We start from the raw sequence: 24065 nt of genomic DNA on the forward strand, positions 1-24065 counted from the left end.
AAAAATATTCGCTTTGTTTGTATACAGCCCCCCCCGGCCAAAAAATCCCACTTTGTTGACTGGATATAGGCCCAAAAAAACCCCGTGGGCTGGTGCCCCGGGGGCCCCCACGCCAGTGGCCGATGTCACTGGTGCGGGGGAAGGTCGAGGGGGGACACAGTCCCCCTCTCGAATTCGCTCAGTTTGCCACCTGCACAATAGCGTGTCGGATCACCTTGTCACCCAGCAGGAACCCCGCCTGGAACACCTGGGATACCACGTTCTCCCCAAGGTTCTCATCATCGATGTGCATAACGGCGTTGTGCTTTTCCGGGTCAAATGGCTGGCCCTGGGCCTCGATCTCCGTGACTCCCAGCTTCTTCAGGATCTCCTGGTACTGGTGGAAGATCATCTCCAGCCCCTTCTTGTGGGGAGAGTCCTCATCGCCCTCAGTGGCCACAGCCCGCTCCAGGTTGTCGTACACCGCCAGGAACTCCTTGATGGTGTCCGCCTTGGCGTCCTGGTAGAGATTGTCTTTCTCCTTAGCGGTGCGCTTGCGGTAGTTGTCGTACTCTGCCGTCAGCCGGACGAACTGATCCTTCACGGACTCCAGCTGCCGGGCGGCCAGCTCCGCCGCCTCCATCTGCTCCCGGGTCAGGGTGTAGGTCTTTTCCTTTTTCTTCTTGCCCCTGGCGGCCTTCTCCGCCTTCTCATCGGGCACCTTCTCCTCCGCGGGGGGAGCCTCTTCCTGAGGAGCCTCCTGCGGCTCTTCCGGCGTCTCCTCCGCCGGCTGCTTCGTCTCTTCGCTCATTCTTTTGCATCCTCCTTCGGGGGTAATTCCTGTTTGCCGAACAGCCGCGTCAATCCCTCCGCAAAGCCGGAGAGCCGGGCGGCCACGGTTCCGTAATCCATTCGTGTGGGTCCCACCACGCCGATCAGGCCCCGCATGTCGTTGCCGATGTCATAGCTGGCCACCACCACACTGGTGTCCTGCAGGGCCTCGCTGACATTCTCCGGACCGATCAGGATCTTCATGGGCCCCTCGTCCGGCACAGGGAGATTCTCCTTGCTGTCGGACAAAAAGCTCATCAGCTGGTGGGCCTTGTCTGCGTCCCGGAACTCCGGCAGCTTCAGCAGTTGGCTGGTGCCCACGGTAAACACCTCTTTCTGCCCCGCCTCCTCCAGCACATCCGCCGCGTAGGCGATGGTCTGGCTCAACAGCAGGAACATCTGGGGCGTCACCTGTTCGGACACATCCATCAGCCGCCGGTTCATCTCGTCTGCGGAGATCCCGGTGAAGTTGCTGTTCAGCAGGTTCACCAGGGTGGGCATCTGCTCGGTGTCCACCTTCAGCTGCATCCGCAGCAGCTGGCTCTTCACCCGGTTGTCGCCCATCATCATGACCACGATGCAGCTGTGCTCATCCACGGGCAGCAGCTCAAACCGCCGGGCGGTCATCTGCTTCTTGCCGGTGGCGGCCACATAGGCGGGGTAGTTCATCAGAGAACTCACCGCCCGGCCCGCCTGGGAGATCACCCGGTCCAGCTCCTCCATCCGCATCTGGAGGGACTGGTTGATCCGCTCCGTCTCTGCGATGGAGAGCCGCTGGCGCTCCATCAGCTCGTTGACATACAGCCGGTAACCCTTGGGAGAGGGCACCCGCCCGGCGGAGGTGTGGGGCTGTTCCAGATAGCCCAGCTCCGTCAGATCCGACAGCTCGTTGCGAATGGTGGCGGAGCTGACGCCGCCCATCTCCGCGGCAATGGCCTTGGAACCCACCGGCTCTGCAGTACGGACATAGTCCTCCACCACCACTTTCAGTATTTGCTTTTTCCGGTCCGTGAGTTCCACAAAAAGCACCTCTGGTCCAAGCTGTCTCACGCTGGTTTTAGCACTCCTTTCTTCGGAGTGCTAAAACGAGTTTACCACCACGCGCCTTCATTGTCAACGGATGGATATAAACAAATTGTAAACAAATGCCATCGGATTTTTGAACATTTTCCGCGGCTCCGCAAATCAAAAACCGGCCGCCTGCCGCGGCCGGTTTTTCGTCTCACATGGTCCCCCTGTCCGCTCAGTCCGGCCTGGCCCCCGCCCCCTGCCGGGGCAGCATCCCCGTCCGCTGAAGGGCCGGCTGCAGCGCCCGCAGCAGAAGCACCAGCAGCACCGTCTGCACCGGCAGCATGATGAGGTTTTTCACCGCGCTGAGAGACGCGCTGGCATACCAGGCCTCCAGGCTGAAGCGGCCGTTGCTGTTGAGAATGGCGATCCACAGCGCCCCCAGCACCACGTTCTGCACATTGGTGACCAGCTTGGCGCAGAAGATCCGCCAGACCCGCAGGGGCGCCCGGTACAGGAACAGAGCGTAGGTCAGCACACCCAGCATGGTGGTCAGAGTATAGCCGGGGAAAAAGGGATAGCCGCCTCCTCCAGTGAGGAAGAAGCTGAGGATGTCCTCCGCAAAGGCGAACAGCAGGCCCAGCACCGGGCCGCAGACCCAAGCACAGACGGACCGGGCCAGGAAGCCCCAGGTGACCTTGGCCCCGCCGAACAGCGGCACCGAGGGCACTTGGGCCAGCACAATGCACAGGGCGATCATCAGGGCGGAGAACAGCAGCTTCCGAAGGTCCCGGACCTCCCGGGACGCGTCCCGCCAGTAGTCGGCGGAAAAGGGATGTGCGTACATAAAAAACCTCCTTCTGTTTTGGCAGTCCGAAATTCGGAGATGCCGCACAGAGGAAGGCCGAAAGGGTCCCTGTATGCGGCAGCGGGATGCGGGACACACACTGCGGACTCGCGGTCCTTTCGTCCGAAGAGCAACTCCCCGTCTCTCCAGCACTGGATGTACACGTATGTCCCTACTCTGCCTGTTAGATATTGTCCATTATAGGACTTTCGCGGAAAAAAGCAAGGGTTTCCGCCGTTTTTCCAGCACACCTTGCGGCAATCCGGTCCATGTGTTAAGATGACCGCAACCCGAATAGGAGAGGAGGCGATCCGCAGATGGTTCTTTTGATTACCGGCGCCTCGCACACAGGCAAAACCCTGCTGGCCCAGAGACTTCTCCAGACATACCGCTATCCCTGTCTCTCCATGGATCTTCTGAAAATGGGACTTATCCGAAGCGGCAACACCCGCCTCACGCCGGAGGATGACCAGGAGCTGGAGTCCTATCTGTGGCCGATTGTGCGGGAGATCATCAAAACCGCCATTGAAAACCGCCAGGATCTGATCGTGGAGGGCTGTTATGTCCCCCCACGCTGGAGTCAGGACTTTACGCCGTCCTATCTCCGGGAAATCCGCTTTTGCTGCCTTGTGATGACCAAGGCATATATCGAGACCCATTTTGCAGACATACAAAAATATGCCTGTGCGGCAGAGCGGCGCATTGACGATTCCACCTGTACGAAAGAGACTCTCCTCCTGGATAACGCGCACTATCAGCAGATGTGCGAGACCTGGGGGTATCCCTGCATTCTGATCGATCAGGCGTACGAGGTGGATATCCCCCTGTGAAAAAACGATCCCGGCCCTTTCGGGCCGGGATCGTTTTTTCACTTACTCTACGTTACTGGGCAGCGCCAGCGGTCTCCGCAGCCTTCGCGGCAGCGGCCTTCTCCGCCTGGGCCTTCTTGATGGCCTTGTACTTCTCCTTCTCCTCCGCGGTGGCGATGGGAAGGATGGCGTCCCGCGGGCAGACCTTGGTGCAGAGCTTGCAGCCCACGCACTTGTCGTAGTCGATGACAGCCACGCCGTTCACCACATGAATGGCGTCCTTCTTGCACTCCTTCTGGCACAGGCCGCAGCCGATGCAGGAGTGGGTGCAGACGCTCATGGCAGCCTTGCCCTTGTCCTGGTTGGCGCAGGCCACGTGGACCTTCTTGGACACAGGGACCTCCGTGATCAGATGGCGGGGGCAGGCCTTGGCGCAGGCCATGCAGTCGGTGCACTTGTCCGGGTCCACCACGGCGGCGCCGTTGGGACCGATGGACATGGCGCCGAACTGGCAGGCGGACACGCAGGAGCCGAAGCCCAGACAGCCGAACTGGCACTCCAGAGGACCACCGGCCACCTTGGTGGCGGACAGGCAGTCCTTCACACCGACGTACTCATAACGCTTGGCGGCGTTGGTGCCGCCGTTGCAGCGGACAAAAGCCACCTTCCGCTCACCGGAGGGAGCCTCCTGGCCCATGATCTTTGCGATGGCGGCAGCATTCTCCGCGCCGGCAGGGGCGCACGCATTCACCGGAGCCGTGCCCGCCAGGATGGCGGCGGCACAGCCGGCGCAGCCGGGGAAGCCGCAGCCGCCGCAGTTGGCGCCGGCCAGATGGCTGAGGATTTCCTCTTCCCGGGGGTCCTTCTTTACCTCAAAGACCTTGGAGGCTACTGCCAAGATGAAGCCGAACACGGCGCCGAGGACAGCCAGCACCACAACGGCAGCAATGACATTTCCGATATCCATTTTCCTCTTGCCTCCTCTTACCAGACCTTCAAACCGGAGAAGCCCATAAACGCCAGGGCCATCAGACCAGCGGTGACCAGGGCGATGGGAAAGCCCTCAAACGCCTTGGGATAGTCCGCAAACACCAGCCGCTCCCGGATGCTGGCGAACAGCACGATGGCCAGCAGGAAGCCCAGGCCGCCGGTGATGCCGTAAACTACGGAGGAGATGAAGTTATAGTTGTTCTGCACGTTCAGCAGCACCACGCCCAGTACGGCGCAGTTGGTGGTAATCAGGGGCAGATACACACCCAGAGCCGTGTACAGAGACGGCATGGATTTCTGTAAAAACATCTCCACGAACTGGACCAGGGATGCGATGACCAGAATGAAGGTCACGGTCTGCATATACTCCAGTCCAAAGCGAACCAGGACGAACTCGTTGACCGCATAGCACACGGCGGAAGCCAGTCCCATGACGAACGTCACAGCGATGCCCATGCCCACAGCGGTGTCCACCTTCTTGGAAACACCCAGGAAGGGGCAGATGCCTAAGAACTGGGAGAAGATGAAGTTGTTTGCCAGAATGGCACCCAGCGTAATTGCCAGGAGTTCATAGATTTGATCCATTATTTGCTCTCCTCCTTATTTTTCTTAGGTCTGGACAGCGCCCACTGCATCAGGGCAATGAGGCAGCCCAGCACCAGGAAACCGCCGACGGGCAGGGTCAGCATGCCGATGGGGAACTGCTCCGGCAGGATCTGAATACCATCGCCGCCGTTGAGGATACCGCCGCCGAAGGTGCCGGCGCCCAGAAACTCACGGATGATGCACATAACCATCAGCACCACAGTGTAGCCAAAGCCCTGGAAGATACCGTCCCAGAAGGAAGCGGCCACACCGTTCTTGTAGGAGAAGGACTCCGCCCGGCCCAGGATGATGCAGTTCACCACGATCAGGGGGATGAACACGCCCAGCGACTCGGACAGGGCCGGAACGAATGCCTGGATCAGCAGATCCACGCAGGTCACGAAGCCAGCGATCACCACAATGAACATGGCGATACGGATCTTGTCCGGCACGATCTTGCGGATAGCCGCGATGATGACATTGGAAAGGGTCAGGATGACGGTGACCGCCACGCCCATGCCCAGGCCGTTGAAGAACGAGGTGGTGATGGCCATGGTGGAACACATGCCCAGCACCTGCACCAGCACAGGGTTGTTGGTGATCAGTCCCTCTTTGAACTGTTTGCCTAAATTCATGAATTGCTCCTCCCTTCTCAGCCCATGGCAGCCACGGCAGCCAGCGCCGCATTCACGCCGGCAGTCACACCCTTGGTGGAGACGGTGGCGCCGGTGATGGCGTCCACGTTAGTGCCCACCGTCAGAGTGCCGTCCGCCGCGCTCTTGCCGATAAACTGGTCCAGCACACCCACGCCGGAGGCGGTGGGTTCGTTGCCCACGACCTTCGTGCCGATGCCGGAGGTCTCAGAGTGGTTGACGACAGAAACGCCAGTGACGGCGCCTTCCGCGTCCACGCCCACCATCATTTCAATGCTGCCCTGGGAGCCGGAGGCGGTGACCTTTACGGCATAGCCGGCGGCCTCGCCGTTCACCTGGACCTCGTACATCTCGTTCAGGGTGCCGCCGGCAGCTGTGGCCGCAGCGGTCATGTCGCCAGACAGTTCCAGCGCGTCGGAGAAGGTGGTGTTGTCCGGATCGGACACCACGGCCAGCATGGCCGCTTCAGTCTTCTGCTGGTTGATCTCAGCGATGGGGCCGGCCGTCACACCGTTGACCAGACCCAGCAGCAGTGCCACGATCAGGCAGGTCCCCAGCAGGGTCACAGTCAGCTTTACGATGTACTTGGGGTCCATATCAATCTTTTCTTTGGTCTTGACTTCGTTGCTCATTTCGCAGCCGCCTCCTTGTTAGCGGATTTCACAACGCCGAAGCGAGAGGGCTTCACAGCCTTGTCGATCAGCGCCACTACCAGGTTCATAATCATGATGGAGTAGCACACGCCCTCGGGATAGGAGCCGAAGTAGCGGATGAACACCGTCAGCAGGCCGCAGCCCAGGCCGAAGATCAGCTGGCCGGTCTTGGTGACGGGGGAGGTGGTGTAGTCAGTGGCCATGAAGAAGGCACCCAGCATCAGGCCGCCGCCGAAGATGCTGTACAGCATGAACTGCAGATTGTCGGCGCCGCCCTTGGGGAACAGGAAGGTCAGCACGGCCACGGTGGCGATGTAGGCCGCGGGGGTCTGCCAGCTGATGACCTTGCGCCAGATCAGATACGCTCCGCCCACGATCAGCAGCAGGGCGGAGATCTCGCCCAGGGAGCCGCCGATATTGCCCAGGAACATATCCGTCACGCTGTACTGGCTGGTGAGGCCGGCCATGTCGCCGGTCTTCATATAGGCCAGAGGCGTGGCAGCGGTAACCACGTCGGCAGTGCCGGCCAGGGGCACCCAGCCGGCCTGGGGATCCGCCCAGGCGCCGCTCATGGTGCCGGCATAGCTGGCCACCAGGGCGGCACGGCCCGCCAGCGCGGGGTTGACGAAGTTCTTGCCGATGCCGCCGAACAGCTGCTTGACCACCACGATGGCGAAGAAGTCGCCCACCAGGATCATCCAGTAGGGCATGTTCACCGGGCACACGAACGCCAGCAGGATGCCGGTGACTACGGCGGAGAGATCGTTCACGGACTGGGGCTTCTTCATGAGCTTGCGATAGCCCCACTCAAAGAACATGCAGCCCACCACGGACACGGCAGTCAGAGTCAGGGCCCGGAAGCCGAACTTCACAATGGCCCAGATCAGGGCGGGCATCATGGCGATGATAACATCCAGCATGATGGAGCGGGTGTTCTCCGCCGCCCGGATGTGGGGAGAGGAAGTGGCAATCAGTTTGAGATTCTTGTAGTCAGTCATTTCGCAGCGGCCTCCTTTGCTTCTTCGGCCTTTTTCTTTGCCTCGGCGGCAGCCCGGTCAGCGGCCGCCTTGTCCTTCACCAGCTGCTTGCCGGTTTTGAACATATGGGTCAGGTGCATCCGGGCCGGGCAGATGTAGGAGCAGGCGCCGCACTCCATGCAGTCCATGATGTGGGCGTCATTCAGCTCCTCCACCATGCCCTTGGAGGCATACTGGTACATGAACAGGGGCTCCAGGTGCATCGGGCAGACGGACACGCACTTGCCGCAGCGGATGCACTGGGGATTCTCCACGGTCTTCTCCTCGTTCTCGCAGAAGGCCAGGATGGCGCCGGTGCCCTTGGCCACGGAGATGTCCGCGGTGTACTGGGCCATGCCCATCATGGGGCCGCCGGCGATCAGCTTGTATGTACCGTCCTTCAGGCCGCCGCAGGCGTCCAACAGGCTGGAGACGGGGGTGCCGATGGGGCACTCCAAGTTCTTGGGCTCCACCACGCCGGAGCCGGAGACGGTGACGATCTTGCGCACCACGGGCATACCGGTGGTCAGGGCCCGGTAGATGGCGCATGTGGTGTTGATGTTGAATACGGCGCAGCCGATATCGGCGGGCAGTCCGCCGGGGGGCACCTGGCGGCCGGTGATGGCCTGGCAGAGCTGTTTCTCACCGCCCTGGGGGTAGCGGCAGCGCAGGGGCTCCACCACCACGGGAGCCTTCTGCTCGGCAATGACCTTGTTCATGGCGTCGATGCCGTTGCGCTTGTTGTCCTCCACGCCGATGACGACCTTGTCCACGCCGAACATCTTGGCCAGGAACTTGGCGCCGCCAATGATCTCCTCGGGCCGCTCCAGCATGGTGCGGTGGTCGCCCGTGATGTAGGGCTCGCACTCCGCGCCATTGATGATGACGGTGTTCACCTTGCCGATGCCGCTGGTGATCTTCACGTGGGTGGGGAACGTAGCGCCGCCCATGCCGACGATGCCGGCGTTCTTGACGATCTCCACCATCTCCTCCACGCTGAGGGCATTGGGATCCGCGGGGGCCTGGAGCTCTTCGCTCACCTCGTCCTGCATGTCGTTTTCAATGACCACAGACGTGATGTTGCCGCCCATGGAATAGGGGCGGGGTTCCACTGCCTTCACCGTGCCGGAAACGCTGGCGTGGATCGGGGCGCCCAATCCGTGGAATTCGCCGATCTTCTGGCCCACCTTCACGTGGTCCCCGGCCTTGACCAGGGGCGTGCAGGGCGCGCCAAAGTGCATCGACATGGGGATGACCACAACAGCCGGCGGAGCCAGCTGCTCGATGGCCTTTTCATTGGTTGCGGCCTTCATATCATGGGGATGAACGCCGCCAAAGAAAGCTTGTGCCATTGTCTTCACCTCATTTTTACTCCTTGATAGTCGGCCCGGGCAGGAGGGCACGGCCCCTCCCCTTCCCAAGAGAGGGGGTCTCCAGGCAGGCGACACTATCACATACTGCGCCTCATTCTACACCTATTTTTGAAAAATGTCCAGACTGTGAACGACAACTTTTGAAAAAAATATGCTTCTTTATACAGAATCTTTGCAACTTTTCACACGTTTTATCCAGTTCTGTCATTCCCTCCCATTTTTACGCCGTCTCTTGTTATTTCAGAAGAAACATGATATGCTTGGTGATACGGGTCCGGCTCCGGCCGCCCCATTTTCAAATTATCTGGAGGCCAAGACATATTATGATGGCACAACTGATCGACCGAAAGCAGCTGAAGCAGGAGATGAAGGAGCTGCTGCGCTCCGCCCAGGTCAGCCCCCGCGGGATGACCTGCCTGTACCTGGCCCTGGTGCTGGTGCTGAACCTGGCGGACAGCTTCATGGGTCTTATGAATCCGGGCCTGCTGGGCACCTTCATCTCCATCCTCACCGGCCTGATGAGCATGGTCCTGGCCTCCGGCTTCGTGATGTACTGCATGGCCATCCGCCGGGGCGAGCGGGCGGAATACCTGACGCTGTTCGACGGGTTCTCCTTTGTGGGCAAGGTCATCCTGCTGAACATCGTGATCTACCTCTTCACGTTCTTCTGGTCACTGCTGTTCGTCATTCCAGGCATCATCGCCGCCTACCGCTACCGCTTCGCCCTGTACAACCTCTATGAGAACCCCGGCATCGGGGTGATGGAGGCCCTGAACATGAGCAAGCAGCAGACTCTTGGCTACAAGGGGCAGCTGTTCATGCTGGATCTGAGCTATATCGGCTGGCTCCTCCTGGCGTCCCTCACCTCCGTCGTGCAGACGGGCTATATCTACGCCTGCATTTTCCAGGACCCCGGCTACTATTTGGCGAACCCCGCCCAGGTCTATGCCATCACCCTGCCCATGCCCGTAGGATTGCAGGTGGTGCTGGGCTGTGTCTGGCCGCTGCTGGTGGCGCTGTTCTACCTACCGGTCTACCAGTGCACGGAGCTTGGCTATTTTGACACCGCCAAGCACACTTCCGGCGTGGGAGAGGGCGCGGCCCCCAAGGATCCCGGCAGCTTTGACAGCGGCTGGGGAGGCTTCTGAGCGCCCCATTAAGCCTACAAGCCCCCGGCGGGTTTTAGAACCCGCTGGGGGCCTCTCTTTCAGGAGACCTCGCCTGCGGGCCGGGCCGGGGGCTCTGCGCCATCCGGCCTCCTTCCGGGGTCCGCCTCCGCGCCAAGGGCCCCCCTCCACAAGCATCTTTCAGATTCTCCCTCAGACGCAAAGCTCCCCCGGCGGGCCTTTGGCCCGCCGGGGGAGCTTTCTTCCATGTTGCGGGGATCACAGCCGGGGGAACTCCCGCCGGACGTAGGCGCTGCGGCCCAGAGCCGCCGCCAGCAGTGTGGAGGCGGCGATGCCGAAGGCAGCCTGCACCAGATTGCTGGGGATACCCGCCGCGGCACCAGCCGCGCTCCCCAGCAGCAGGGCGTCGTACAGCCAGTAGCCCACCACCATGGGCAGCTCTCCCATGATGCCGCAGGCCGCAAGGCCCAGGGGACCCCGTCCCTTTCCGAACGCCTGATGGCACGCGGCCGCCAAAGCCGCCATCCCTGCCTTGATGACCAGGGTAGCGGGTGCGTAGATGGGCGAGCCCAGCAGCACATCCGCCAGGGCCGGGCCGATGCTGCCCGCCAGGGCGCCCCAGGCTGGCCCCAGCAGATATCCGCCCAGCAGCACCACCGTGTCCCCCAGGTTCATGTAGCCGCCGGTGGGGGACGGCACCTTCACCACCATAGTGGCCACGCAGGCCAGCGCCGCAAAGGCCGCCGCCATCACGACCATCCGTGTCCGCTGGAAGGTCTTGGCCGTCTCCTGCTCCACTGTCTTCTCCATATCCTCTTCTCCTTCCGGCGGGGCCGTCTCGCGCCCCATTTGCTGTTGCCATCATAGAACAAATATGATATGATTAAAAGCGTCAATTTCTGAATTTTTTATCAGGTCAGATGGAGGAAGCCCATGCGTACCTACGCCCTGGAAAACCGCGGCAGAGCGCCGCTGTATGAATACCTGTACCGCTGCATCCGGGGGGACATCCTGGACGGCACCCTGACGGCCGGGGAGCGGCTGCCCTCCAAGCGGGCCCTGGCGGAGCACCTGCACATCTCCGTCATGACGGTGGAGGGGGCCTACCAGCAGCTGGAGGCGGAGGGCTATGTGTACACCCAGCCCAAGCGGGGCTTTTTTGTGGCGGAGGTGGAGCGGCCCCGGCCTGCCGTCCCCGCTCCTCCGGCTCCTGAGGCGCCGCCGGAGGCCCCGGTCTGGCGGCTGGATCTGAAGAGCAACCAGGTGGACGCCAGCCGCTTCCCCGCGGCGGCCTGGGCCCGTTTGACCCGGCAGGTGCTGTCCGAGGACGGGGAAGCCCTGCTGCGCCCAGTGCCCCACCAGGGGCTGCCCGCCCTGCGGCAGGCCATCGCCCGGGACCTGCGGGAGTATAAGGGCATGGCTGTGCCGCCGGAGCAGATCGTGGTGGGGGCCGGGGCGGAGTACCTGTATCTGCTGCTGGCTCAGCTGCTGGGGCGGGAGGCCGTCTTTGCCGTGGAGGATCCGGGCTATCCCAAAATCCGCCAGGTGTACGGCAAGTGCGGCGCGGCTTGCCGCCCGGTGCCCCTGGACGGCCAGGGCGTTCCCCCGGAGGCCCTGGAGGCGGCGGGAGCCAGTGTGGTCCATCTCTCTCCCGCCCACCACTATCCCACCGGACTGGTGACACCCATCGGCCGGCGGCAGGCCCTGCTCCGCTGGGCTGAGAAGGCCGGAGGCATCATCATCGAGGATGACTATGACAGCGAGTTCCGCTTTACAGGCCGTCCCATTCCCACCCTCCAGAGTATCGACACCGCCGGGCGGGTGGTGTACATGAACACCTTCTCCCAGACCATCTCCCCCTCCATGCGGGTGGGATTCATGGTGCTGCCGCCCCGCCTGCTGGAGCAGTACCGCCGGGAGCTGGATTTTTATTCCTGCACGGTGCCCGCCCTGGACCAGCACGTGCTGGCCCGGTTCCTGGACCAGGGCCACTACGAGCAGCACCTGGCCCGGATGCGCAAGGAGTACCGCACCCGTCACGACGCGGTTCTGGCCTCCTTCCGGTCCAGCCCTTTCCGGAATCGGATCACGATCTCGGAGCAGGGGGCGGGGCTCCACTTTCTCCTGCGGCTGGACACCCGGGAGAGCGACGAGGCCCTGCGGGACCGGGCTGCGGCCCTGGGCGTCCGGCTGGGCTTTCTCTCGGAGTACGCCGCCATCCCCTCCCCTGCCTACGCCCACACGCTGGTGGTGAACTATGCCGGCCTCAGCCCGGCGGCGCTGCCAGAGGCCATGGACCTGCTGGCGGAGATCTTCGGGGCCTGATGCCTGCCGTCCACTCCCCCGCGCAAAAAAGCCGGCCGCCCCAAGGGCGGCCGGCTCTCTGCATCGGGTTTTCGGTTCACACGCCGGGCTTTCCCTCCAGCGCGGTCATGCTCTTTTTGAAATGGACAGCGAACATGGTGGCTGTGGTACACACCGCCAGGAAATCCGCCACCGGCTCCGCCAGAAAGACCGCAAAAGCCTTATCCGCAAAAAAGTTGGGCAGAATATAAATGAAGGGAATCAGCAGGATGATCTTCCGCAGCACTGCCAGGAACAAGGAGATCTTGGCGTTGCCCAGGGCCACGAAGGTCTGCTGACAGGCGATCTGGATACCGAAGATCCCGGTGGCCGCCATGTAGATCCGCAGGGCCCAGGAGGCATAGCTCACCAGCTCGCTGTCCGAGGTGAACATCAGGGCGAACAGCTGGGGGAACAGCTGCACCAGCGCCCACAGCAGCAGGGAGTATGCCAGGCAGGCCATCAGCAGCACCTGGAAGGCACGCCGTACCCGCTCCGGATTCCGGGCGCCGTAGTTGTAGCTGATGATGGGCTGGGCCCCTTGGGTCAGGCCCTGGAGGGGCATCATGGCGAACTGCATGATGCTGGAGAGCACGGTCATAGCACCCACAGCGATGTCCCCGCCGTATTTCAGCAGTGAGGAGTTGAAGCACACGGTAATGAGGCTCTCCGTAGACTGCATGATGAAGGGGGAAGCGCCCAGGGCCAGGGCCGGCAGCACCACCTTGGCTTGGGGCCGCAGGTGCTCCCGCCGCAGGTGCCACTTGGTCTTGCTGCCCGTAAGGAACTTTAGCACCCACACCGCGGAGACCGCCTGGGATAGAATGGTGGCCAGGGCCGCGCCCCGGACCCCCATGCCGAAGGCGAAGATGAAGATGGGGTCCAGCACCGTATTGAGGATCGCGCCGATCAGCACAGTCTTCATGCCCACCACCGTGAAGCCCTGGGCGGTGATATAGGCGTTCATGCCCAGGGTCACCTGGACGAAGATGGTGCCCAGGGCATAAATGCGCATATAGTTCAGGGCGTAGCCGATGGTGTTGTCGCTGGCGCCGAAGATGCGGAGCATGGGTTCCGCAAACACCAGAAAGACCACAGTCAGCACCACGGACACCGCCACCAGCATGGTGAAGCTGTTGCCCATGATCCGCTCCGACTCCTTCAGGTCTCCCCGCCCTTCGGCGATGGAGGCCCGGGGTGCGCCGCCGAAGGCCATCAGGGCCGCGAAGGCGGAGATCACCATGATGATGGGCAGGCACACCCCCACGCCGGTGAGGGCCAGCTTGCCCACAGTCTCCACCGGCTGCATGTGGCCGATGTACACCCGGTCCACCAGATTGTACAGCATGTTGACGATCTGGGAGGTGATGGTAGGAACGGCCAGGGAAAACAGCAGCTTTCCCACGCTCCCGCTGCCCAGGTCCACATTTCGACGGCTCATGTATTGCCTCCTTCCTTCAACCGCACTTCCGCGCTGGTCAGAACCTTTTCCAGCAGTTCCTGAAATCGCTCCGCCTCCGACTGTGTCAGACCGGCAAACAGCGCGTCCAGGCAGGTACTCTGGAGCTTCTGCCCCTCCCGGGCCAGGGCCGCGCCCGCATCTGTCAGCGCCAGATGGATCACCCGGCGGTCTGCCTTGTCCGGCTGACGGCGGAGCAGCTCCCGCGCCGCCAGCAGGTCCACCGCGGCGGACACCTGGCTCTTGGCCAGTCCCCGGAGCTCTGTCACGTCCCGGGCAGTGTCATGTGCCGGATGATTGGCCAGAAACAGCACCACATGCATCTCCCGCATGGAGAGCCCGGTGCGGGACAGAAGCTCTGAGAAATGCCTATCGTAATACCGGCGGAACTGCTGGATAACCCGCAGCAGCTGCGTACTGCTCACTGCCACAGCGCCCGCCCCCTTTCATTTTATTTAAAACAGTTCTTATAAGAACTGTTCCAGCATAGCACTATTTTTTCCGCCTGTCAAGATTTCCGAATCCATCCTTGACAATTCTCCCTTCCTCCAGTATGATGGTGGCAGAAGATATCGTTTTTAAAATCAGATTTCGGGGTGTTCTTTATGACATGGAATATTGTGAGCGACAGCAGCTGCGACCTGCGGACAGCTTCCTTCCACAGCAGCTGCGTCCGGTTTGAGACCGTGCCTCTGCGCATCCAGGTGGGCGGCCGGGAATTTGTGGACGATGACGCCCTGTCGGTTCCCGCCCTGCTCTCCGCCATGGCGGTGGAGAAGGCTGCCTCCTCGTCCGCCTGCCCCTCCCCCGCCGACTTTGCCGGGGCCTTTGAGCGGGGGGACCGTACCGTCTGCTTCACGCTTTCCTCCCAGCTCTCCGGCACGTATCACGCGGCCTGCATCGCCCGGGAGATGGTGCTGGAGGAGCACCCGGAAAAGCAGATCTGCGTCATCGACTCCCGCGCCGCCGCCGGGGCCATGGTGCTGCTGATCCGCCGGGCCCAGGCCCTGATGGAGGCAGCGGGGGATGATGGGGACTTCGACGCTCTCTGCCAGCAGCTCCACCGCTATCAGGCCACCTTGCGGACCTGCTTCACCCTGGAGAATTTCGACAACCTCATCAAAAATGGCCGGATGCGGCCCATTGTGGGCACGTTGCTCCGCTCCCTGGGCATCCACATCATTGCGGACGCCACAGCCGAGGGCACCATTCATGTGGCGGATAAGGCCCGGGGCGTGGGTAAGACCTACCGGGCCATCACCGCCCTGATGAAGGCCAGCAAGGACTGCACCGACGCAGAGGTGGTAATCTCCCACTGTGAGAACCTGGAGGGTGCTATGGCCCTGAAGCGGCAGATCCTGGCAGACCTGCCGGTGAAACAGGTGGACCTGCTGTCCTGCCGGGGACTCACCAGCTTCTATGCCATGGAAAAGGGCCTCATCGTGGGGTACTGAGGTACGTCCTTCCCCATCAGGCGCCTCCGCGGAAGGCCGCTTCCGGAACAGCAGTCAGCCGCCGGAACCGCCATCTTCCGGCATTTGGATATGGCAAAAAAGCGCGCACGGAAAACCGTGCGCGCTTTGCTTTTTCTATCCCAGCAGCACACCCGCCACCAGGAACGCCAGGGCCAGCAGCAAAAACCAGAGTATCAGCTTCCACACATACTTCACCCAGCGGTCGTAGGGCACATGGCCCAGGGCCAGGGCGCCCATCACCACCGCCGCAGTAGGGGTGATGATGTTCACCAGGCCGGAGGCGGACTGGAACGCTGTCACCACCAGATCGCCGCCCACCCCGGCGAATTTGCCCAGGGGCGCCACAATGGGGATGGACAGTGTCGCCAGGCCCGACGAGGACGGGATCAGGATGGTGAGGGGCAGGTACAGGGCGAACACCAGCAGCGTGAAGCTGATGGCCCCGGCGCCGGAAAGGGCCTGCTCTCCCCAGTGGAGGACCGTGTCGGTGATGGCGCCGTCGTTCATCAGCACAGTGATGCCCCGGCTGATGCCGATGATAAAGGCCACGCCCAAAAGGTCCGCGCAGCCGGCCACGTAGGTCTCTACCAGCTCCTCCTCACTCATCCGGTCAATGAGGCCGATGACGACACCTGCCACCAGGAACAGGGCGGAGAGCTCCGGAAACCACCAGCCCAGAGCGGGCAGGGACAGGCCCATCTCGTCAAAGGGCACCACAGCATAGACCATGATGAGGAATGTCAGCGTAAAGAGGGCCATGATGACCTTCCGCTTGGCGGTAAAGGGCACCTGCTGGTCCATGCTTACCTGGATCTTGCCCGCGCCCACGCCCACCACGGATTTGGAGGGGTTCTTCTTGACCTTCGCGGCGTAGGCCATCACAAACCAGATGGCCGCCGCCTCAAAGGCCACCCACTCCAGCAGCCGCAGCACGATACCCTCTCCCAGAGAGACCCCGGCAAAGCCCGCGGCGATGCCGGTGGCAAAGGGGTTTACCGTGGAGGCGATGACGCCGGCCCCGGCCCCCAGCAGGATCACGCTGATGCCCACTACCGCGTCGTACCCGGCCGCCAGGAACACCGGGATCAGCAGGGGATAAAAGGCCATGGTCTCCTCCCACATGCCGTAGGTGGTGCCGCCCAGGCCGAACAGCAGCATCAGAATGGGGATCAGCCACTTCTCCCGGCCGCCCAGCAGGCGGATGACGTTGCCCACGCCGGCGTCCACGGCACCGGTCTTCATCACCACGCCCAGAAAGCCGCCCACCATCAGGATGAAGATGCACACGTCCACCGCGTCGTAAAAGCCAGAAAAAGCTGCCTTCAGAACGTCGCCCACTCCCTGGGGATTCTGCTCCACCGTGTGGTACGTCCCCGCCACCGGCACGCCGTCCACGTAGTCATAGCTGCCCGCCGGGATGATCCAGGTGGCGGCAGCCACCAGGATCAGCAGCAGGAACAGGATCGTATAGGCTGTGGGCATGTGGAATTTTTTTTGATTCAAGATATCTACCCCGCTTCTGTTTTGACGCCGCGGCGTCAACATCATTTCCATCATGTTTGCCGGCAGCACGCGTGTCGGCAAACATCCTTCCCAGCTATCAAGTGTGCAAGCGAAGCGAGTGCATGCAGATAGCTGTAAACGCTCTCACGAAAAAGGCGGCGCCTTTTCCATGAATTATCTTCCGATGGTGGCCACCAGCACAGCTTTGATGGAGTGCATCCGGTTCTCCGCCTCGTCGAATACCACGCTGTGGCGGCTGCGGAACACCTCGTCGGTGACCTCCCGGATGTCCACGCCCTTGTCCTGCCACTCCTTGGCCAGCTTGGTCTCAAAGTCATGGAAGGAGGGCAGGCAGTGCAGATACAGCACGTTGGAGTTGCCGGTGGCCTTCAGTGTCTCCTCCGTCACCCGGTAGGGCGTCAGCAGCTTGGCCCGCTCGGGGATCAGGTCCTCCTCGCCCATGGAAGCCCAGATGTCGCCGTAGATCACGTCCGCATCCTTCAGGGAGTTCATGTCGTCGGTGATCTCGATGAGGCCGCCGTTCTCCCGTGCGGTGGCGAATACCCGCTTCACCAGTGTGCCGTCCATCTCCTTGGCCAGCTCCTGGGGCCCCAGGCCCACAAAATGCATACCCATCTTGGCGGCGCCGATCATCCAGGCGTAGCACATATTGTTCCGCACGTCGCCGGGGAACACCACCTTCACCTGGTTCAGGGGCTTGTGGCAGTGCTCCTCAATGGTCATCATGTCCGCCAGGATCTGGGTGGGGTGGTCTGCGTCGGTGAGACCGTTCCAGACGGGCACACCGGCGTACTTCGCCAGATCCTCCACCACCTTCTGGTCGTAGCCCCGGTACTCGATGCCGTCGAAAAACCGGCCCAGCACTTTGGCGGTGTCCTCCAGAGACTCCTTCTTGCCCATCTGGCTGCTGCCGGCGTCCAGATAGGTGACGTGGCCCCCCTCCTGGGTAGCAGCCACCTCGAAGGAGCAGCGGGTGCGGGTGGAGGTCTTTTCAAACAGCAGCACGATGTGCTTGCCCTGAAGGGTTGGGTCGCAGATGCCGGCCCGGCGCTTGGCCTTCAGGTCGTGGCCCAGGTCCAGGAGATAACGGATCTCCGCGGGGGTGAAGTCTTCCAGAGTCAGAAAACTCCGGCCTTTCAAATTGATTGCCATAAAATGCACTCCTTTTTATCTTGTTCATGATGCGGACTTTTTGAGGGGACAGATGTGGACCGCCGAACAGGGGCTGTGGGGGATACTGCTCCCGGCGGAAAAGAAAACATGTTTCGGCGGGGGAAGGTTGGCGATCCCTTGCGGCGGTCAGAGAGGGAAACGTCCGGCCCTTGGGAGCCCCTCCAGCCCGGGGAAGTCCGGGATACACGCTGCGCTGATTTTCGCTGCCGCTGGCCGGTGGTTAATGAGAGTTTCAGCATAGGGCCAAGCTGCAGCTTCCATGACCGCCAGGGCAGTGCGTAGCGAAGCCGAACGCGCGGAAGGAGGAACCAGTGGAACACTGATGACGGAAATCCCCGGAGCGCCGTAGTGCGAGACAGGAAAAGCGAAGCAGTTCAAATGCGTCCTTGCATCCCGGCAACTTCCGCACCATCCGCCGCGGGACGGCAGTCGGGGGAATTGCAGAAGGGCCTAGCGTGCCCGAAGGCAAGGCCAAATCGGAGCAGGCACCGATTCGCCGCCCCCCTTCAGCGCGGAGGGCCACTGCACCAGAGCGCATCCAGGCGCCTTTCTCTTTGGACCGTGCACGGCCCGTTTCTCTTTTGGCAAGACCGATAAGGGGTCCCGCCGCGCCCCGCACGGTGGGGAGAGGAGGATCGCCCAAGCCCACGGAGTAGGCGCGGAAGTGCCCTTGGGGTGCAAGGGAGCGGGCGCAGTTTTCGCCGTACACGGAAACGGGGCTGAGCGGACTTTGCGACGACATGGGGGTGCATCCCGCTGGACAAGCCCTCCCTGGCCGGGGCCAGCATCCCCCGGCCGCCGGGGCGGCCCATTCACGCTCCGCGAATGCTTACGGATCCTCCCGCCACAGCGGCATGGACATGCACCGGGGTCCGCCCCGCCCGCGGGAGAGTTCTGCGCTGGGAATGGTGTGGAGCCGGATGCCCGCCTCCTCCAGGGCCCGGTTGGTGACATAGTTCCGGGAGTACACCACCACCTCGCCGGGGCCGATGGCCAGGGTATTGGAGCCGTCGCTCCACTGCTCCCGGGCGGCGTCGATCTCGCTGCCCTGGCCGCAGGGGATCAGTGTCACCTTATCCAGCTCCAGGTGCTCCTTCAGGATGTCCTCCAGCCGGCCGTCCTCCTGACGGATTTTCATCTTCCGGTTTTCGTCCAGCTCCATGACGAACACCGTAATCTGCTGGAGGATGTTGGGATGGACGGTGAACTTGTCCCGGTCCACCATGGTGAACACCGTATCCAGGTGCATGAAGGACCGGCTCTTGGGAATGTCAAAGGCCAGCAGCTTGCGGAAGGTCTTGCTCTCGGAGAGCACCGTCTCCGCCAAGGCGTCGATGGAGTCCTCCTCCGTCCGCTGAGAGATGCCCACCGCCAGCACCTGAGGGGACAGGATCAGGATATCGCCCCCCTCCAGGGAGGAGGTCTCGCCCCGGTCGTACCACCTGGGGGCGTTGCGGTAGTCCGGGTGGTGCTCGAAAATGAACTTGCCGAACAGGGTCTCCCGGTTTCTCGTGGCGGTGTGCATTTTGTGGATGGACACGCCGGTACCGATGGTGGCGAAGGGGTCCCGGGTAAAATAGAGGTTGGGCAGGGGATCTACGGCGAAGGGGTAATCATCCCCGGCGGCAGAGAGATAGTCCCCCAGCCGGGCGCTGTTTGCCCGGAGCTGGGACTTGCGGACGCCCGCCATCATGGCAGACACCATCTCCTTGTCCGGCAGGGCAGAGAGGAAGTCCTCCAGGCTCTCCCGGAGCCGGTCGTCCTTGACGCCGGACTCCTCCAGGAACTGGCGGATCAAGTCGGCCCGCACGTCGGCGTCCGTGATGGACTCCGCCACCAGATCCCGCAGGTAGACCACCTCCACTCCTTGCTGCCGGAGGCAGTCGGCAAAGGCGTCGTGCTCCCGCTGGGCCTCCTTCAGATAGGGGATGTCATCAAAGAGCAGCCGCTCCAAATACTCCGGCATCAGATTTTCCAGCTCACCGCCGGGGCGGTGGAGCAGGACCTTTTTCAGCCGCCCGATCTCGGAGGTATTGTGAATTCCGGTTTCCAAAAAGCTCACTCCTTTGTTCATCGGAAAGGTACAGGGAAATCGCTCTGGTTTAGGGTCTCTGGATTTTGGCATTTCATGCGCCGTTCCGAAAAATCCGCGCAAAAAAAGAACGGACGAATCGTCCGTTCTCCCCACATGTTCTCCGCAAAGGCCGCCCGTCCCTCCTTCGGGCCGCGGCGTCTCCCCGCCGCCTCCGGGGTCCCGCGGCATCGGCAGTGGAAACGCAAAAACAGGAGAGAGGCTTCCGCCTCTCTCCTGCTGTTATCTGTGCTTGCCGAGATACGCCTCTTTGATCTTCTCATTGGCCAGCAGCTCCGCGCCGGTGCCGGACATGGTGATGTTCCCCGTCTCCAGCACATAGGCCAGGTCCGCGATCTTCAAGGCCATGTTGGCGTTCTGTTCGATCAGCAGTACCGTCACGCCCTGGCGGTTGATCTCCCGGATGATGGAGAAGATGTCCTGCACCACCAGCGGCGCCAGGCCCAGGGACGGCTCATCCAGCATCATCAGCTTCGGCCGTGACATCAGGGCCCGGCCCACCGCCAGCATCTGCTGTTCGCCGCCGGAGAGGGTGCCGGCGGACTGCCAGTTCCGTTCCTCCAGCCGGGGGAACAGCTCATAGACCCATTTCAGGTCCTTTTCGATCTCCGCTTTGTCCTTGCGGAGGTAGGCTCCCAGCTTCAGGTTCTCCAGCACCGTCAGGTCCGCAAACACCCGCCGCCCCTCCGGGCTCATGGCGATGCCCGCGGAGATGATCTTGTCGATGGGCTTGCCCAGCAGCTCCTCCCCGTTCCACTGGATGGAGCCGGACTCCGCCTTCACCAGGCCGGAGATGGTCCGCAGGGTGGTGGACTTGCCCGCGCCGTTGGCGCCGATCAGGGTGACGATCTTGCCGTCCGGCACCTCCAGGTCGATGCCCCGGAGAGCCTGGATGCCGCCGTAGGACACCCGCAGCTGTTGGATTTTAAGCATCTTCCGCCACCCCCAGGTACGCGTCGATGACGCGCTGATTGTTCTGGATCTCCGCCGGTGTACCGTCGGCAATCAGCTTGCCGAAGTCCAGCACATAGATCCGGTCGGAGATGTCCATGACCAGGTCCATGTGGTGCTCGATCAGAAACACCGTCAGGCCGAACTTCGTGCGGATCTCCCCGATGAAGGCCGTCAGCTCGTCGGTCTCCTGGGGGTTCATGCCCGCAGCCGGTTCGTCCAGCAGCAGCAGCTGCGGATCCGTGGCCAGGGCCCGGGCGATCTCCAGCCGCCGCTGCTTGCCGTAGGGCAGGGAGTTCGCCTTCTCCCCGGAAACGTCGCTGAGGTTCACCTCCGCCAGCAGCTCTTCCACCCGCTGGCGCTGCCGCGCCTCCTCCTGCCGGTTCAGATGGAAGGTCGCGGTGAGGAGGTTGCACGTCGCACGGCAGTGCATGGCCGTCAGCACGTTGTCGAACACCGTCTGGTCCTTCCACAGACGGATATTCTGGAAAGTCCGGGCCATGCCCATCCGGGTGATCTTGTCCGGGGTGGGGGCCAGGGCGTGGGTGTACTCCCCGGCGTGCTCGCCCTTGTAGAGCTTGCGCATCTTGCCCTGGGGGTAGTTTTCCACGATCTTCTCCCCCCGGTACCACACCGCGCCGTTGGTGGGCTGGTACACGCCGGTGATGACGTTGAAGGCCGTAGTCTTGCCCGCGCCGTTGGGGCCGATCAGGGAGACGATCTCCCCCTCGCCTACCTCCAGATTCATGTTGTTCACGGCGATGACGCCGCCGAACTGCATGGTGATATTCTCCAAACGAAGGATCTTCTCACTCATTTCGCCGCCTCCTTCTTTTTCGATTTTCCGGAGAGGCGGGCCCGCAGGCTCCGGGCCACATCAGAGAGCTCCCGGTCCCCCATGAGGCCACGGCGGAAGAACAGCACCACGATCATGATGATGATGGAGAACACCACCATCCGGAAGCCGGTCCGCAGGAAGGGCACCTTGAAGGCGCCGATATACGTCTCCGTGTCCAGGAACCGCAGCCACCACTCGCTGGCCGCCACGTACAGGAACGAGGCGATGCAGCTGCCGGAGATGGACCCGATGCCGCCGATCACCACGATCAGCAGGATCTCGTAGGTCATGGAGGTGGTGAAGGTCTTGGCTTGGGCCTGGTTGGCGAACATGGCGAACAGGCCGCCGCCCACGCCGGCGAAGAAGGAGCTGATGCAGAAGGCCATCCGCTTGTGCTTGGCCAGGTTGATGCCCATGGCCTCGGCGGCCACCTCATCCTCCCGGATGGCCTTGAAGGCCCGGCCATAGGTGGAGTTGATCAGCAGCACCATGATCCCGATGCACACTGCCACCAGCAGGAAGGGCACAAAGGTGGAAAGGCGCAGCACCACCTCCCCATTGGCGTTCTCGATGTTGAAGCTGGAGAAGGTGGGAAAGCTCTTCAGCGCGTTGGCGCCGTTGGTGACAGGGCCCAGCCGGTCCCACTGGAAGATGGCCCGGATGATCTCCGCAAAGCCCAGGGTGGCGATGGCCAGGTAGTCGCTCTTCAGCCGCAGCACCGGCAGGCCGATAAGCCAGGCGATCACCGCCGCCACACAGCCCGCCAGGATCAGCGCCGCCAGCACACCCAGGATCAGACCCAGGGCGCCGCCGCCGAACAGCTCCGGCAGGGAGAAATTCACTGCCGAGCCGCCGTAGAGGTAGTAGACGCTCTCCCGGTCGGCAGAGGGAATGGTCAGAATGGCGTAGGTGTAGGCGCCCAGCAGCATGAAGCCCGCCTGCCCCAGGGAGAACAGGCCCGTAAAGCCGTTCAGCAGGTTCAGGGAGGCCGCCACCAGCGCGTACACAGCCCCCTTCTTCAGCACGGTGAACAGCATACTGGTGGGCTGCATGGTGTTCTCCAGCACAATCACCAGGACCAGCAGGGCCGCCACGCAGCCCAGGGCGATCCACGCGCCCCGTTTGCTCTTTTTTTCTTGCAGCATCGTGACGCCCCCTTTACACTTTGTCGGTGGACTTCTCACCGAACAGGCCGGTGGGCTTCACCACCAGGATGATGATGAGCAGCGCGAAAGTGAACGCGTCGGAAAACACACTCCAGTTGGAGCTCTTGATCACCGTCTCGCTGAGACCGATGAGGAATGCCCCCACCACGGCCCCGGGAATGGAGCCGATGCCGCCGAACACTGCCGCCACGAAGGCCCGCAGGCCCGGCAGGGAGCCGGACAGCGGCACGATGGAGGGATAGTTGGTGAAGTACAGCGCAGACCCCACCGCCGCCAGAAAGGAACCGATGACAAAGGTGAAGCTGATGATGTTGTTGATCTTGATGCCCATCAGCTGCGCGGTCTCAAAATCCCGGGAGGCGGCCCGCATGGCCATGCCGATCTTGGTGTGGTTGATGAGCTGGGTCAGCACCACTACCAGCGCCACCACCAGGAATGGCGTAATCACCGTCACCATTTTGGTGGAGGTGCCGGCAATGGTGATCTGACTGGACAGGCCGGGCAGGCTGGGGTACATCTGCGGCAGTCCGCCGGTGATATAGGTGGCCAGATTCTGCAGCAGATAGCTGACGCCGATGGCGGAGATCATGACGCTCATCCGGGGCGCGCTGCGCAGCGGCTTGTAGGCTGCCCGTTCGATGACAAAGCCCAGCAGCACCGTCAGCAGGATCATCAGCGGCAGCGCCACGCCGATGGGCAGGCTTGCGCTGAGATAGACCATGATTAATCCCGCCGCCATGAACACGTCGCCGTGGGCGAAGTTGATCAGGCGCAGGATGCCGTAAACCATGGTGTATCCGATGGCGATCAGGGCGTACTGCCCGCCCAGCGAGATGCCGGAGAGCAGGATGGAAATTCCGTATTGCACAGGGATACCCCCTTTTATTACTCTGGGACCAAGGATTCCCTTGGCCCCAGATATTTCCTCAGGATTCGGATCTCTTTCCGTTTTTCAGCTCACAGTCTGAACTGTCTCCAGTCTCCAGACATTGTTGGCTGGATCTGCAACCTTGATATAGGCGGTATCCCGGATGGCATCACCCAAGTCATCAAACTCAATATGGCCGGAGACGCCGTCATAACTCACGTCAGGCAGCGCCATCATCACATCGCCGGAATCGGCGGAGCCGGCGGCCTTCAGGGCCTCCAGCGCCACATAGTCGGCCGCATCGC

Annotated in this window: 24 protein-coding genes and 1 riboswitch; of the genes, 4 read left to right on the forward strand and 20 right to left on the reverse strand. The window is 62.2% G+C overall.

Features of this window, described 5'->3' with window-relative positions; all coding sequences use genetic code 11:
• Positions 1-178 precede the first annotated feature (178 nt).
• The 3 genes from grpE to QVE23_RS00760 all read right to left on the reverse strand — a co-directional run bounded on the left by grpE (position 179) and on the right by QVE23_RS00760 (position 2665).
• Entirely contained in the window at positions 179-790 is a 612-nt protein-coding gene (grpE, locus tag QVE23_RS00750; RefSeq protein ID WP_021748250.1) for a nucleotide exchange factor GrpE, read from the reverse strand.
• A complete protein-coding gene (gene hrcA, locus QVE23_RS00755; RefSeq protein WP_276896224.1) occupies positions 787-1860 on the reverse strand; it encodes a heat-inducible transcriptional repressor HrcA in 1074 nt (357 codons plus the stop codon). The genes grpE and hrcA overlap by 4 nt, the downstream gene beginning before the upstream one ends.
• A 193-nt stretch (positions 1861-2053) precedes the next feature.
• Positions 2054-2665, reverse strand: a complete 612-nt coding sequence (locus tag QVE23_RS00760; protein ID WP_021748247.1) for a folate family ECF transporter S component — start codon at positions 2663-2665, stop codon at positions 2054-2056.
• 77 nt (positions 2666-2742) lie between these two features.
• Positions 2743-2847, reverse strand: a riboswitch (THF riboswitch).
• A 135-nt stretch (positions 2848-2982) separates the two neighbouring features.
• Here QVE23_RS00760 and QVE23_RS00765 point away from each other — a divergent pair.
• Complete coding sequence (locus QVE23_RS00765; RefSeq protein WP_276896222.1) at positions 2983-3495, forward strand: ATP-binding protein; 513 nt, start codon at positions 2983-2985, stop codon at positions 3493-3495.
• Between the two features lie 52 nt (positions 3496-3547).
• Here QVE23_RS00765 and QVE23_RS00770 read toward each other — a convergent pair whose 3' ends face one another.
• The 6 genes from QVE23_RS00770 to rsxC are packed head-to-tail and all read right to left on the reverse strand — an operon-like array spanning position 3548 to position 8723.
• Positions 3548-4441: an RnfABCDGE type electron transport complex subunit B gene (locus QVE23_RS00770; RefSeq protein WP_021748245.1), complete on the reverse strand. Its 894-nt coding sequence runs from the start codon at positions 4439-4441 to the stop codon at positions 3548-3550.
• A 17-nt stretch (positions 4442-4458) separates the two neighbouring features.
• Positions 4459-5049, reverse strand: a complete 591-nt coding sequence (gene rsxA / locus QVE23_RS00775) for an electron transport complex subunit RsxA (RefSeq protein ID WP_021748244.1) — start codon at positions 5047-5049, stop codon at positions 4459-4461.
• A complete protein-coding gene (rsxE, locus tag QVE23_RS00780; RefSeq protein WP_021748243.1) occupies positions 5049-5684 on the reverse strand; it encodes an electron transport complex subunit RsxE in 636 nt (211 codons plus the stop codon). The genes rsxA and rsxE overlap by 1 nt, the downstream gene beginning before the upstream one ends.
• 17 nt (positions 5685-5701) lie before the next feature.
• A complete protein-coding gene (locus tag QVE23_RS00785) occupies positions 5702-6334 on the reverse strand; it encodes an RnfABCDGE type electron transport complex subunit G (RefSeq protein WP_021748242.1) in 633 nt (210 codons plus the stop codon).
• Positions 6331-7353 carry an RnfABCDGE type electron transport complex subunit D gene (locus QVE23_RS00790; protein ID WP_287224689.1) on the reverse strand — a complete coding sequence of 341 codons (1023 nt, stop codon included), beginning with the start codon at positions 7351-7353 and terminating at the stop codon, positions 6331-6333. Before QVE23_RS00790 ends, QVE23_RS00785 begins: the two co-directional genes overlap by 4 nt.
• Complete coding sequence (gene rsxC / locus QVE23_RS00795) at positions 7350-8723, reverse strand: electron transport complex subunit RsxC (protein ID WP_287554517.1); 1374 nt, start codon at positions 8721-8723, stop codon at positions 7350-7352. The genes QVE23_RS00790 and rsxC overlap by 4 nt, the downstream gene beginning before the upstream one ends.
• 344 nt (positions 8724-9067) lie before the next feature.
• Between rsxC and QVE23_RS00800 the strand changes: the two genes are divergently transcribed.
• Positions 9068-9892: a DUF975 family protein gene (locus QVE23_RS00800; RefSeq protein ID WP_287554516.1), complete on the forward strand. Its 825-nt coding sequence runs from the start codon at positions 9068-9070 to the stop codon at positions 9890-9892.
• Positions 9893-10129: 237 nt separating this feature from the next.
• Here QVE23_RS00800 and QVE23_RS00805 read toward each other — a convergent pair whose 3' ends face one another.
• Positions 10130-10681, reverse strand: a complete 552-nt coding sequence (locus tag QVE23_RS00805; protein WP_287224691.1) for an ECF transporter S component — start codon at positions 10679-10681, stop codon at positions 10130-10132.
• Between the two features lie 123 nt (positions 10682-10804).
• Between QVE23_RS00805 and pdxR the strand changes: the two genes are divergently transcribed.
• A complete protein-coding gene (gene pdxR / locus QVE23_RS00810) occupies positions 10805-12196 on the forward strand; it encodes a MocR-like pyridoxine biosynthesis transcription factor PdxR (protein WP_287967430.1) in 1392 nt (463 codons plus the stop codon).
• A 76-nt stretch (positions 12197-12272) separates the two neighbouring features.
• Here the strand turns inward: pdxR and QVE23_RS00815 are convergent, their stop codons facing one another.
• Both QVE23_RS00815 and QVE23_RS00820 read right to left on the reverse strand, forming a co-directional pair.
• Positions 12273-13655 carry an MATE family efflux transporter gene (locus QVE23_RS00815; RefSeq protein ID WP_021750251.1) on the reverse strand — a complete coding sequence of 461 codons (1383 nt, stop codon included), beginning with the start codon at positions 13653-13655 and terminating at the stop codon, positions 12273-12275.
• Entirely contained in the window at positions 13652-14104 is a 453-nt protein-coding gene (locus QVE23_RS00820; protein ID WP_021750252.1) for a MarR family winged helix-turn-helix transcriptional regulator, read from the reverse strand. The genes QVE23_RS00815 and QVE23_RS00820 overlap by 4 nt, the downstream gene beginning before the upstream one ends.
• Before the next feature lie 174 nt (positions 14105-14278).
• Between QVE23_RS00820 and QVE23_RS00825 the strand changes: the two genes are divergently transcribed.
• Positions 14279-15127: a DegV family protein gene (locus tag QVE23_RS00825; RefSeq protein ID WP_025544984.1), complete on the forward strand. Its 849-nt coding sequence runs from the start codon at positions 14279-14281 to the stop codon at positions 15125-15127.
• Positions 15128-15262: 135 nt separating this feature from the next.
• Here QVE23_RS00825 and QVE23_RS00830 read toward each other — a convergent pair whose 3' ends face one another.
• The 8 genes from QVE23_RS00830 to QVE23_RS00865 form a co-directional block, all read right to left on the reverse strand.
• Positions 15263-16630 carry a YfcC family protein gene (locus tag QVE23_RS00830; protein WP_249390844.1) on the reverse strand — a complete coding sequence of 456 codons (1368 nt, stop codon included), beginning with the start codon at positions 16628-16630 and terminating at the stop codon, positions 15263-15265.
• Between the two features lie 195 nt (positions 16631-16825).
• Positions 16826-17824 carry an ornithine carbamoyltransferase gene (gene argF, locus QVE23_RS00835; RefSeq protein ID WP_021750255.1) on the reverse strand — a complete coding sequence of 333 codons (999 nt, stop codon included), beginning with the start codon at positions 17822-17824 and terminating at the stop codon, positions 16826-16828.
• A gap of 850 nt (positions 17825-18674) precedes the next feature.
• Positions 18675-19919, reverse strand: a complete 1245-nt coding sequence (arcA, locus tag QVE23_RS00840) for an arginine deiminase (RefSeq protein WP_021750257.1) — start codon at positions 19917-19919, stop codon at positions 18675-18677.
• Between the two features lie 240 nt (positions 19920-20159).
• Positions 20160-20870: an ABC transporter ATP-binding protein gene (locus QVE23_RS00845; protein WP_021750258.1), complete on the reverse strand. Its 711-nt coding sequence runs from the start codon at positions 20868-20870 to the stop codon at positions 20160-20162.
• The gene (locus QVE23_RS00850; protein WP_119310847.1) at positions 20863-21705 is read right to left on the reverse strand and encodes an ABC transporter ATP-binding protein; all 843 of its coding nucleotides are present in this window, start codon (positions 21703-21705) and stop codon (positions 20863-20865) included. Before QVE23_RS00850 ends, QVE23_RS00845 begins: the two co-directional genes overlap by 8 nt.
• A complete protein-coding gene (locus tag QVE23_RS00855; protein ID WP_119311652.1) occupies positions 21702-22871 on the reverse strand; it encodes a branched-chain amino acid ABC transporter permease in 1170 nt (389 codons plus the stop codon). The genes QVE23_RS00850 and QVE23_RS00855 overlap by 4 nt, the downstream gene beginning before the upstream one ends.
• 13 nt (positions 22872-22884) lie before the next feature.
• A complete protein-coding gene (locus QVE23_RS00860; RefSeq protein ID WP_337542176.1) occupies positions 22885-23766 on the reverse strand; it encodes a branched-chain amino acid ABC transporter permease in 882 nt (293 codons plus the stop codon).
• A 78-nt stretch (positions 23767-23844) separates the two neighbouring features.
• On the reverse strand, positions 23845-24065 hold a 221-nt coding region (locus tag QVE23_RS00865; RefSeq protein ID WP_502919049.1), incomplete at its 5' end, for an ABC transporter substrate-binding protein.

Origin of the sequence: Oscillibacter sp. KLE 1728, from assembly GCF_934833455.1 — a bacterium.
Taxonomy (GTDB): Bacteria; Bacillota; Clostridia; order Oscillospirales; family Oscillospiraceae; genus Oscillibacter; species Oscillibacter welbionis.

Excerpts from the sequence above, each read along its gene's own strand:
- rsxA (WP_021748244.1), bottom strand. The coding sequence starts at position 5,049 with ATGGATCAAATCTATGAACTCCTGGCAATTACGCTGGGTGCCATTCTG.
- QVE23_RS00825 (WP_025544984.1), top strand. The coding sequence starts at position 14,279 with ATGACATGGAATATTGTGAGCGACAGCAGCTGCGACCTGCGGACAGCT.
- QVE23_RS00845 (WP_021750258.1), bottom strand. The coding sequence starts at position 20,870 with ATGCTTAAAATCCAACAGCTGCGGGTGTCCTACGGCGGCATCCAGGCT.
- QVE23_RS00830 (WP_249390844.1), bottom strand. The coding sequence starts at position 16,630 with ATGCCCACAGCCTATACGATCCTGTTCCTGCTGCTGATCCTGGTGGCT.
- argF (WP_021750255.1), bottom strand. The coding sequence starts at position 17,824 with ATGGCAATCAATTTGAAAGGCCGGAGTTTTCTGACTCTGGAAGACTTC.
- rsxE (WP_021748243.1), bottom strand. The coding sequence starts at position 5,684 with ATGAATTTAGGCAAACAGTTCAAAGAGGGACTGATCACCAACAACCCT.
- arcA (WP_021750257.1), bottom strand. The coding sequence starts at position 19,919 with ATGAACAAAGGAGTGAGCTTTTTGGAAACCGGAATTCACAATACCTCC.
- grpE (WP_021748250.1), bottom strand. The coding sequence starts at position 790 with ATGAGCGAAGAGACGAAGCAGCCGGCGGAGGAGACGCCGGAAGAGCCG.
- QVE23_RS00765 (WP_276896222.1), top strand. The coding sequence starts at position 2,983 with ATGGTTCTTTTGATTACCGGCGCCTCGCACACAGGCAAAACCCTGCTG.
- pdxR (WP_287967430.1), top strand. The coding sequence starts at position 10,805 with ATGCGTACCTACGCCCTGGAAAACCGCGGCAGAGCGCCGCTGTATGAA.
- QVE23_RS00770 (WP_021748245.1), bottom strand. The coding sequence starts at position 4,441 with ATGGATATCGGAAATGTCATTGCTGCCGTTGTGGTGCTGGCTGTCCTC.
- QVE23_RS00760 (WP_021748247.1), bottom strand. The coding sequence starts at position 2,665 with ATGTACGCACATCCCTTTTCCGCCGACTACTGGCGGGACGCGTCCCGG.
- QVE23_RS00855 (WP_119311652.1), bottom strand. The coding sequence starts at position 22,871 with ATGCTGCAAGAAAAAAAGAGCAAACGGGGCGCGTGGATCGCCCTGGGC.
- QVE23_RS00805 (WP_287224691.1), bottom strand. The coding sequence starts at position 10,681 with ATGGAGAAGACAGTGGAGCAGGAGACGGCCAAGACCTTCCAGCGGACA.
- rsxC (WP_287554517.1), bottom strand. The coding sequence starts at position 8,723 with ATGGCACAAGCTTTCTTTGGCGGCGTTCATCCCCATGATATGAAGGCC.
- QVE23_RS00850 (WP_119310847.1), bottom strand. The coding sequence starts at position 21,705 with ATGAGTGAGAAGATCCTTCGTTTGGAGAATATCACCATGCAGTTCGGC.
- QVE23_RS00790 (WP_287224689.1), bottom strand. The coding sequence starts at position 7,353 with ATGACTGACTACAAGAATCTCAAACTGATTGCCACTTCCTCTCCCCAC.
- QVE23_RS00800 (WP_287554516.1), top strand. The coding sequence starts at position 9,068 with ATGATGGCACAACTGATCGACCGAAAGCAGCTGAAGCAGGAGATGAAG.
- QVE23_RS00815 (WP_021750251.1), bottom strand. The coding sequence starts at position 13,655 with ATGAGCCGTCGAAATGTGGACCTGGGCAGCGGGAGCGTGGGAAAGCTG.
- QVE23_RS00785 (WP_021748242.1), bottom strand. The coding sequence starts at position 6,334 with ATGAGCAACGAAGTCAAGACCAAAGAAAAGATTGATATGGACCCCAAG.